8 protein-coding genes and 1 pseudogene are annotated in these 10624 nt (G+C 50.1%); all 9 read right to left on the reverse strand.

From position 1 onward, the window contains the following. Window positions 1-318: 318 nt before the first annotated feature. The gene (locus tag QMG56_RS22550; protein ID WP_281825086.1) at window positions 319-1119 is read right to left on the reverse strand and encodes a polysaccharide biosynthesis/export family protein; all 801 of its coding nucleotides are present in this window, start codon (window positions 1117-1119) and stop codon (window positions 319-321) included. A gap of 14 nt (window positions 1120-1133) precedes the next feature. Next, window positions 1134-2315, reverse strand: a complete 1182-nt coding sequence (locus QMG56_RS22555; RefSeq protein WP_281825087.1) for a hypothetical protein — start codon at window positions 2313-2315, stop codon at window positions 1134-1136. Window positions 2316-2319: 4 nt separating this feature from the next. Beyond that, on the reverse strand, window positions 2320-2886 hold the full coding sequence (locus QMG56_RS22560; RefSeq protein WP_281825088.1) for a WecB/TagA/CpsF family glycosyltransferase: 567 nt from the start codon (window positions 2884-2886) through the stop codon (window positions 2320-2322). A gap of 220 nt (window positions 2887-3106) precedes the next feature. Then, a complete protein-coding gene (locus QMG56_RS22565) occupies window positions 3107-3958 on the reverse strand; it encodes a hypothetical protein (protein WP_281825089.1) in 852 nt (283 codons plus the stop codon). Continuing rightward, a complete protein-coding gene (locus tag QMG56_RS22570; RefSeq protein WP_281825090.1) occupies window positions 3955-5328 on the reverse strand; it encodes a hypothetical protein in 1374 nt (457 codons plus the stop codon). The genes QMG56_RS22565 and QMG56_RS22570 overlap by 4 nt, the downstream gene beginning before the upstream one ends. 1 nt (window position 5329) lies before the next feature. Then, entirely contained in the window at window positions 5330-6619 is a 1290-nt protein-coding gene (locus QMG56_RS22575) for an ATP-binding protein (protein ID WP_281825093.1), read from the reverse strand. Window positions 6620-6843: 224 nt separating this feature from the next. Next, window positions 6844-8130 carry a hypothetical protein gene (locus tag QMG56_RS22580; protein WP_281825091.1) on the reverse strand — a complete coding sequence of 429 codons (1287 nt, stop codon included), beginning with the start codon at window positions 8128-8130 and terminating at the stop codon, window positions 6844-6846. Window positions 8131-8930: 800 nt separating this feature from the next. Next, entirely contained in the window at window positions 8931-10241 is a 1311-nt protein-coding gene (locus tag QMG56_RS22585; RefSeq protein WP_281825092.1) for a glycoside hydrolase family 5 protein, read from the reverse strand. A gap of 253 nt (window positions 10242-10494) precedes the next feature. Continuing rightward, window positions 10495-10624, reverse strand: a pseudogene (locus QMG56_RS22590) (IS630 family transposase); the annotation flags it as partial.

Genomic DNA, 10624 nt, shown 5'->3' on the forward strand with positions numbered 1-10624 from the left:
CGACCGCACAGCGCGATCGGGAATATCCCCCCGATCATGCTGGCAAACTCACCCGGTGCAACCCGCCCACCGGATCTGAGCGAGGCGGAAAACTCCAGACCCAAGCGGTCCAAGGTTGGGTAGCAGTGCAGAAGTAGCGAGACTCTACCTCTGACTGGTAACAATCAGGGGAGCACGTCATCGCCCACGTAGACCTCAACCTCAAGTTAATCGCAAAGGATGCGGCCTGCACAAATTCGGCGTTCTCGGTACAGAACGCATTATCCAGTTGACGGTACGAATCGTAGTGCTTGGGTTTTGGCCGAGGATCGCGACCGATCAGAACAATCTTTCATGAATGTACAACACATCTCCGTCACGAACTTCGGTCGCAAGATCTACTTTTTTTATCTTTTTGCCATCGCGTAGTAAGGTGATATTCTTCTGGGACCCAGCCAACGTCGGACCACCGGCCCGCACAAGAGCTTGAAGTACAGTAGTATTGCTCTTCACTCCAAATACACCAGGTCCACCGACCTGCCCGTAAACATAAACCGAAGGAGCTGCAGGGACGTATAATTCATCGCCCGCTTTTACGACGGTAGACGTACTCCACATTCCATTGGCTGTAGAAGTCAAGATGCGCTGTTCAGCCCCTTCTCGCCTAAGAATGACAAAATCTGCGCCGCTCGCTTTTGCGCCCCCTGACCGAGCTAACAGCATTCCGACAGTCAGCTTCCGATCAAGAGGATAAATTCCTGGAGCTCCCACCTCTCCAAAAACCGTAACAGAATTGCTTACGAACTGGACGACCTCCACGTTAACGATAGGGTCATTTAACATACCCCTAACGCTAAGTTCACCGCTGATCAGCGCGGAAAGCTGACGGGGAGTAAGATTGGCGGCTTCGACCGCACCGACCAATGGTACAGTGATCGTGCCATCTTCCTTAATCCGAGATCTTACCGTCTGATTCTGCCCGGGGCCAAAAATCGTAACTTCAATTTCGTCGTTGATCCCGAGTATATAGCCATCATTAGGCCTCATCGCGCCTGCCACAGGCGCGGTCTGAGCATTCGAAATGCCGACAAACGATCCAGTTAGCGCAAATGCGACCGCTACTAATGGTATAATACGCATGAAGTTTCCCTGGTTCAAAATTTGGCTCCAACCGAAGCACTGCCTGACAATGATTTATATTCAAAGACGTCAAGATCGGCTCTTCTTTTCAAAACCCGACCATTGAGCCCCACTGAAAAACGTGTTCCGATTTGCCTGTTGATAACAAATGCAGCACTATCAATATGGTCAAAATTCAGTGCCCTGTCCGACACAAAATCATTTCCGAAAAATCGACGATTTTGCCGCGCAATTGATAAACTCATACTTGTGTCGTTTAACACATCAATATCGAGAGCGCCACGATACTGCTCGGTTATGACATATGTGGATGCGATACCAGAGCCAGCTTGAGCGTCGCGAGAAGCAGAAAAGTTGAGTATCAGACGTGGAGTAAAGCTATAGGAAGAATTTATCTTAAATGCTGCTCCTGAGAAAGCAGGCACTGCATCACGCTCAGGATTGACCAGCATATAGCCGATGTAGCCAGAAACTTTGAACCTGGGGGCAACAGATCGATCAATCGAGATATACACCCGTTTGGATATTGATCCGTCCATAATACCTAGCGCTTCCAAACCGGGTCGCGCAAGCTGTCCATACTGTGCGCCCACTGCTAGCACGCCGGCAGATGGCAACGTCAACTGCACGCCGCCGTGAATGTCCCAGGTTTCACTCTTTCCTCGCGCGAGCCCGCCGGCGCTCGAGGTAGCGTAATTGGCACCGATACTAGGGGAAATGCCCGGACGCGAACAAACAATATCAACTGAAGCACGATTTATAATCTGAAGCTGACTTCGCGTAGAATTAATGTCATTCAGATCAAACTGAAATTGCTGGTGTGTCGCTTTAAAGCTGATTGGACATTGTGAGCCAACTGGCAAATCGACACCTAAGTTTGCAATAATGCGTTGTCTGTCTAAAAACTTAAACCGCGAATTAAAATCGTATCCAATAGTACCGTCAATCTTTACGGCGGTTCTGCCAAACCGCCTATTCATGGCAACGGATACTTTCGGCGAGAACTGAGTGTTGTCAGTGGGCCCTGCCACGCTATCCGGGTTTCGGCGGAGAATATTGCTATCATATTCAGCGGACATGGCAGTCGTAACGCGTAAGCGATCACCACCACTTTGGGCAAGGACCGCACTCGTTGCAAAGAGTGCCACCGTTGCGGCCCCCATTCCCTTCAGCATTTTTTTTGCAGGTGTTGGCATCGATTTAGCCCTCCCCCCGCACGTTGCGTTGCCCGAAAATCACTCGGGCTAAAAATATAAAGTTCCCCCAAAGATAGCGTCCCGCTAGTCGCCGCGGCTCGAGCAATAGTCGATATAGCCACTCCATCTTCATTTGACGCATCCATAGGGGCGCACGAGGAATCAGACCTGCGAAACGATCAATTTGCGCCCCTATGCATAAAATAGGCATGTTAAGTTTATTCGCATTGGAAGCCGCCCAGATTTCCTGTCGAGGCTGCCCCATTCCCACCATGACAAACCTAGCATCTGTCTCCACGATTCGCTGAACGACATCGTGTTGCTCGGATGATCCGAAATAACCGTGGTGATAGCCGACAACACGGATATGAGAAAAGGTAGAAGAGACCTTCTCGGCAGCGGCTCTGGCCACATCTGCCCGACCGCCAACTAAAAATACAGATGTGCCAGACGGTAAAGCTGCTAACAGCGCCGGAGTTAAATCCGTTCCATTAAGGTTTTCAGGAAACGGCCTCCCATATAAGTACCGACTGGCAATATCGACGCCAACGCCGTCGTTGAAAATAGTCATCGTTCGGATCGCCTCTCGAAAGGACAGATCAGATGCGGCAAGGTTAACCGTATGGGCATTACAGAATCCCCAAATGCCCGGTCGCCCATCCGAGATAGCTGACACCAAACGCCCGACGGCTCCTGGAGCCGTTTCGACGTCAATATCGACATGGCCAATTCGACGACACTGCCTCACACAGTGATCTTGCGTAGCTATAGCCATCCCCCACCTATGTCGGCTAATTTACGACAACAATGCCGACAGGGAAATCTCCGCCACTACGTAATCGTTCCATTAACTTCCGGGTGTCTTTCAGGGCAGTCAAATCTCTTTGAACGACTACAAGCGCCCCGTCAAATCCTTGCGCGCAAGATAGTCCGGTCTGATTAGCAGGCCCAGCATCCACAATCACCGCATCATAACTGTCACTTGCCATTTCAGTCATTAATGCCAGAGCGCTACGCTCGGTCATTTCAGCCGCTCGACTGATATCATGGCCTATGGGCACCAAATCTAGAGACCGGACGGCAGTGAATTGCGTTATGTTAGGTAACTCCGTCTGGCCTAGCAACAGTTCGCAAACACCATTCTCGAACGGACGGCGAAAGAGCCTATGTTGTATAGGGTCAACAAAGTTGGCGTCAATAAGCAAGGATTTCTGCCCACTTATCGCACATGCAGCTGCAAGGTTTGCAGCCAAGATCGACGCTTCCGTAGTGGCTTGCAAGGACAGCACCGCAATCCTGCGCACCGGGTCCCCCATGCGTGTTCGCATAGTTCCAATTACGGATCGAAGCTCTCTTGCCGAGACAGCAACAGCATCGTCAGGATCGGACACCATCACCACAAGGCGATCAATGCTCGTTTCGGGTTCTGGGTTGTCTGACATTGCATGGACAGGTGAGGCACCCCTCGATTGATCATATCCCAGCTCGACGGCACAGAATTCGAAGCTCTCACCGGTTTCCGCCTGAAGTTTTCGGACCGCGGCCAACTGTTCAGGGAGAAAAGCGTCAGCCTCAAACGAACCATCCGTCACCGCGCGTAGGTCAGAGGAGCCTTGCCCCAGCTGTGATGAGCGCAGCCTCATTCCGATTCCTTCCCTTGAGAAGAATGACGACCAATAGACGACTCATCGAATGCTACGGACGCCAATACCGGCACGCCGGTTGAAACCTGCAGGGATCCCGAAGTGCGGACCAGTGGATTTATAAGTTCAAGACCAATGGCCACACCGATAGCTAATAATACGGCCGCGACCGCGCCTAACAGCAACCGAAGGGAGATATTTGGTTCGGAAGGCAGCAGCGGGGGACGAGCAATATCGAGCTGACGCGCCCCTGACGTTGGCGCAACAGCAGATAGACGCATATTGTCGAGCTTTTGCGTGACCTGATCGTATGAAGACCTTGCAGATTCCACATCCCTTGTCAGAACGTCAAACTCGGCACGATCCCCTGCAACCGTGAGCATGCGGCTCTTTTGACCCTGCAAACTACTCCGTAGCTGCGCTTCCTTTAGCTTCGCTGCCGCACTGGATAGCCGGACGGCTTGGCTTTGCTCACTGACGATGCTCTGCAGCTTTGATCGCAGTTCCGACAATTCAGCTTCGAGTGCAATACGTTCGGGATGATTGGGACCAAGAGCAACACTAATTTGACTTAACTGGGCCGCCTTACTGGCGATTGTCGAGCGCAGCCCTTGTACAATGCCGCTATTTTGGACATCCGCCGTTCGCTCTATCGCCCCTGCACTTCGGGATCCACTTTCAGCAGCGCCCACTTCGGCACTCGTCACTGCCGCCTGAAGATCAGTCATTCTGCTCGTTTCAGCATCAGAAGTTCCAGTGTCGACGATCCCAGTACGCCGTTTGAAGGCAGTAAGCTTTGCCTGAGCTTCTTCGAGCCGAATACGTACCTCGCGCGTCCTATCTGCGAACCAGCGGGAATATGTTTTTGCAGGATCTGTCTGTATTTCAAGCTTCTGATCCAGATATGCTTTGACAAAGGCGTTGGCGATGTTTGCTGAATAGGCCGGATCAGCAGACTTATAATTCACCCGAAGCACCTTTGATGCCCGATCAGGCACTACAGAGAGGCCGCTTAGCAAGCTTGCACCATACCAAACGTTTACATCACCTACGCCCCCCGTTTGTTGACGCCAAAGCGCCAGAACATCGGGCGTGACAAGATTCAGATCGTCCACAACCCGGCTGGCCACCAAATCACTTTTTATCACATCTGCCTGGGTAGATAATAATGTGGCCAAATCGCCTTCGCCGGACGCGGTTTCCTGAATAGGATCAATGGCGGTCTGAAATAACAGTGTTGCTGTAGATGTGTATATCTTCGGCGAAATGAGCGCAGAAACCGCCACGGCGACAAAAACTACGATAAATACGGCCAATTCCAAACGATACCGCTGCTTCACTGCAGCTATCAGATCAGCGGTCGATAACATCCTAGTTCTCCAACGCGCGTCGTTGGCGCTTGATGTGGTCTTCCTGCTCCTCGGTCGAAGCAATACTGGCTATTAAAAATTGTGGAGCCAAACTATCCACAAAGGCATAGCTGCCTTGTTCGCCCTCAGCAAGCTCAATGCTGTCGCCCAGCCGGGCTACCGCATCGAGGGTTTCAGGCGTAGGCTTAAAGATATCAAATTTAGCGGCTTCACGTGCAACCTCTTCTGCCAAGCTACGTATAGCAATATTGCTGGCAATGGATGAAAATCTGCTGGCGTCGAGCTGATTGGTTTCCGCCCATTGCTCAAGTACTTCAACAATGCCGCTCCTAACATCCGCTGCCGTCACTTCCGTGCTGCGGCGCGATATTGCATGAAGGGCGGCATGCCTACAGAGCAAACGTACATGGTAGGGTGATCCCACACTTACTCGCTCTACAATATCCCGCGCATCGGATGAAAACGGCAAGCCTACCGCAGCGGATCCGTGATCCATAAGTGCATTTACACTTCCTGGTTCAATCCGACCAATCCGCGTCACACTCATATGCCGACGCAATGAGGGGTGGCCCGTCAGTATTTGTGCAACGCTGCTAGCTATGCCCACGATTACAAAACGTATGCGCGCGTGGTTGTCGGAGAGCAACTTCATCGATACCGCAATTTCAGTGCGGGTTTGATCCAACGTAATTCGATCAAATTCGTCAAGGATCAACACTACCGGTCGCACTACAAAATCCGCGACGAGCTCGACGAACGCGAGCGGCCCAAAATGGGCCGGCATCTCTTCAACTCTCCGCGCGAACTCAGCGCGACGAAGCGGATCTACGGCGCCTTTTGGCAGTCCGTCCAGCAGAGCGCCCATTAACTGAGAAAAATTTGCGTCAGGCTCACATGGAAAATACAGCACCACTGAGCCGCACTGGTCTGCGAAATCTCCAAACACCCTGGCGACCGATGTCTTCCCTGAGCCGCGAGCGCCATATATGACAGCATGCTGGTTGAAGTCGAAAACGGACCTCAAGAGCCCCTTAATCTCCTTCTCCCTGCCAAACAGTTGGGACCGGCCGTTAATGGGTCGAGAAGCGTCGAAAGCCGTGAATACTGCACTCCGGTTGACAGCGCGATCTGGGAGCAATGCGTGTGAACCCTCAGTGCGAAAGCCGACGTTCTTATCCGCTTGCACAACTGAGCCAGCGACTGATGAGGTGGGCCTATTTACCTGAGGGGATCGATTAAAGGATTCATCAGGCAGGGAAATGGTCGGCCGCTTTGGACCACCCAGCAGCATACCCACCCATTTTGAAATCTTCGTAAAAACCGACAAGTTTTTGAACCCTAAGCTGTGCCTACGAGGCTAGAGATTTATGCGGCAGTGCACAACGATGTATATCACATCAGCACTTTTTTAACAGGAATGTATGAACGATATAGAAAGCGGAGCACTCTCGGCCCCCACTTTAACTTAGTCGACCGGATAGCTCTCAAAAAACGCTAACTCACACCAATTTACGGTTAGCGCAATTGGGGAGAAGGGCTTTTATCATCGAAAGACTGTTGCCGGACGTACCCTACGATTAGCCACAACAGAGGGGCTGTCTTCATCGAGAAAGAACCTGTTCCACCGACCAACAACCATATGCCGACATAAATCACCAAGCCCCAGGCACAACGCTTGCTCATTTCATTCGATTGCGGGAGGATAAACGAAAGGTAAAGCCAGTAGCCGATTAAACCAAAAAGTGTCGTCGAGTATATTAAGTAAGCATATCCACTATCTGCCGCCTGCCCCAGCATATACAAGTTCCCTAAGGCAAGTTCACTGGCTTTCATGGATACCAAGAGATCGTAGGTAGTGGATAATCTCCCTATTAGATCATCCCCCGAGGATGTACCTGTGTAACTAAGCAAAATGAATGTTAAAATAATAACGAATGGCATAAATATTATCGTCGTGTATCTTGGCAATCGAGGGAAGATAAAATACCCAGCGATATATATTAAGCCAACGAGCATTCCCATGCGAGCATTGTTTGTGGCTAAAATCAAAATAATAACCGTAATATATAAAGCGATATCAAATCTTTTAAGAGACTTGATAAAAACAAGTAAAAATAGCTCTAACACAATAGTAAAACAATTTATCGAAACTTGTTCCAAAAATATAGATGATGTTCGCGGCCCTGAATATAAACCTAGTGAAAATCTTCCCTGATATGCAATAGTGCCGGCGCTCAATCCATTCGAATACTTGGATTCCGCCATCCCCCTTGTTGCAGAAAGATATGATGCGGGTTGGAAAAACTTTGTAAACCAACCGATGTCAATAATCTCAAATAAAAGTCCAAACAGCACAACTAAAGCCGCAATACGAAAAATCTTGGTAAGGGTTGAAAATTTGCAATGGGCGCCCAATAGGGTGAAAATGGTTACGATAAGAAAATTTCGAATACCATTGAAGAAAATCGTTTCATTGATAAGCGATATCGTTACACCAATTAGGATCATGAAATATAATAGTGAAAACGCCGGTAGTACGCCGTATTCAAATCTGTCTTTTATTATTATCACCCCTGAGCACATTAAAATTCCAATTTCGACTAGCCCAATAAGTGTCGAATTTACTGGCACACCGCGTGCAGCGAAAAATGCCAGTATGCCGTTATAGATAGTGGCAACGAGGGCTAAGAAAATAATCAGCCCTTGTGGATGCGGTAGCGCGTTTGGCCCGGAACCATGATCAAATGCTGGAATTGCCCGCGTCCGAAGTGCATCTCGTCGGTAGGACACAAAATTTCTCAAGATGATCTCCAGGTAAAGCGATATCACGACTTGGACTTGCAAGGGGTAATGTGTCGTGAAGGTAACAATCTAAGAGACGTAGGAAGCGGCTATCTAAGGCATTCCCATTGCCCGGTTGGGCAAGAGTAAGGCACGTAGGAGAAAATTTTGCCCACATAGAATACGGGTTAGGGTAGCATAAAGTTGAATGCGAATTCCACCAATGATATGGATCTCTCGATTCTGGGTTTGGAATGACGTCCCAAGCAGAAATCCTCATTAGCGCGATCGCCGGGTTCCTGCTGCGGTCTCTAAGTGGCAAGCACTGTTGCCCAGCAAAGTATGGCTTTGTTGCAGCTTGCTATCTTCAAGCTGTCCGCTGTTTTATGCTGCTACCTGAGCAATTTTAATAGTGATTGCCGATACAAGAAATGGCGACTGGCATGATGGAAGCGCCAGCGAGATCGCTAGGTGCCGTACCTCATTTCGATTTTTTCGCGACCAATAAAGGAGTAATTCTCAAGGCAACGAAATGGACTACGATCAACCCGCGTGGAAGGTATCGACAAACATTGCATATTCACATCCCTACTGTGGGTTAGAACCAATCGTAGCAGTAGATTGCGCAATAACGGCACAACATCCTTAAGCAATGAAATGTTGGCAGACCAAATGACCGGCTGCAGTCGATCACGCCCTATTGATCGATAGGGGAAGCTTATCAATTCCTCGCGACGAGATCTAATAGCACGATCGCTCCTGACGCAATATTCACTACAATCACTCTATCCCCAATAGCCATAAGACCCAAGATTGTTAGTTTACTGTGCCGACAAGCTTTTCGTCAGCAATGCCATGTGCGCAGTTTCAGGCCCACCAATAGCAAGAGGATTTAACCGGAACATGTACGCTTTGGCCCACCAAGCCCCACCACCCCATGCTGCCCAACCAATCACGTTAGACGATGCATTCAGCGCGGAAAGCGCTTCTCCATACTCGATAGCGCATTGGGCATCACCCGATCCTGCCAACTCCCCTACAAAGAGTTTCACGTCATTTCGTTGCGCCCAGTCCAAAGCTGCTCCGAGGCGTTTGCCGCTCCCTGCGACGCACTGCGGTTGTGTCCCGCTCGAATCTTTGTCGAAATATTGGTGCACTTCAAAAGCAAAGTTGCCCTTTGGATCCCTGAACTTTTCTGCATAGGAAGAATTTCCTGACTTTAGCCAGCTATGGGCGCCGCTCCAAGATCCGCCAGGCACCAAGAGCTTGTTATTGATTGCCTTACTGCGAAGCGCATTCGTGACCTCTTGAGCCACTTTCCACCAGTCGCTTATAGCAATTCCCGACGGCTCATTCATAATTCCGATCCAGACCTTGTCGTTCCCCTTGTAGTCTTCCCCAATTCGGGTCCAAACGTCCGTTAAGGCGGAAGCTGGCAGTTCCGCTGTACCGACACGAGCCGCACGTGCATTCACCAAGCGTGCGGAATAGTCGTGCATATCTAGAGCGACAGTAAGTCCCTTTGAATTTGCATAGAGCACTGCCTTATTTAATGCGGTGCGATCAGGAGCCGATAGTGGTCCGAAGAGGTCGGGCTGCAACCGTTGCCAGCGGAAAGGAATACGTATCAGTTTGAAACCCTTGCTGGCGAAATAGTCAATATCGGAGTTTTTCGGATAATTATAGTCGTAGCCTACCCGTCCTGGAACCTTACCGAACTCACCGCCTGAGATATTGATTCCAGGCAGCGCCTTACCCGCCGCTGCTGTCAGAGCGGGGACTGGCGCATGGTGAGCGGCCCCAGATCCTGAAATTGCTGGAGTTGAAGATGAATACTCCATGCCTAAAGGTGTTGGGAGCGTAACAACTTGAGATGAAGATGCCTCATTAGGCATTGCCGGAATGGTCACAAAAGATCCGGACGCCGCCGCCGAACTTGTCGAACTTGATGCATTCATTGTTGTTACGGCCGCCAATGAGGCTGTACCCAGCAACGCAAAGGTTAATGTAGCCACTTTAGTTAAGGTTTTCATGAGTGTACGGCCTTGCTGTTTGCAAGGGTTATATCGAACAGCCATTATCAAAGCCTCAAATGGGATGGTAAACGGGACAGGCAGTTTTAGATCCATCATCTGCTTCTGATCCTTCAAAACGTCGCTGGATGCTCAGGTCGGTCGGAGCTATGGGTGGCGTGTAACTGCCCTGTCTATTTCTCGCTTTCTTCAGATGAAAGCGCTGTAGCGATGTATGATCGAACTGACAGTGGTCGATCCCCTGACACTCCAGCGCTTACCCGGGTGGGCAAATCCGGTCGGAATGTGCGCAACGTACTCCCTCCTCATCATTTGTCCAAACATGTAGCACCGGTCAAATGTTGCCGATACTCTAGTCACGTGAATCCGAAGTTCGGCTCATTGTTTTTTGACAGAAGCGTTTGACGGAGGCGAGGATCTCGTCTGCGGATTTGACCCACTTGTAGGGTTTGGGGTTTTCATTGTGTGCTTTGATGAAGGCG

The organism is Sphingobium sp. BS19 (assembly GCF_027925545.1).
Taxonomy (GTDB): domain Bacteria; phylum Pseudomonadota; class Alphaproteobacteria; order Sphingomonadales; family Sphingomonadaceae; genus Sphingobium.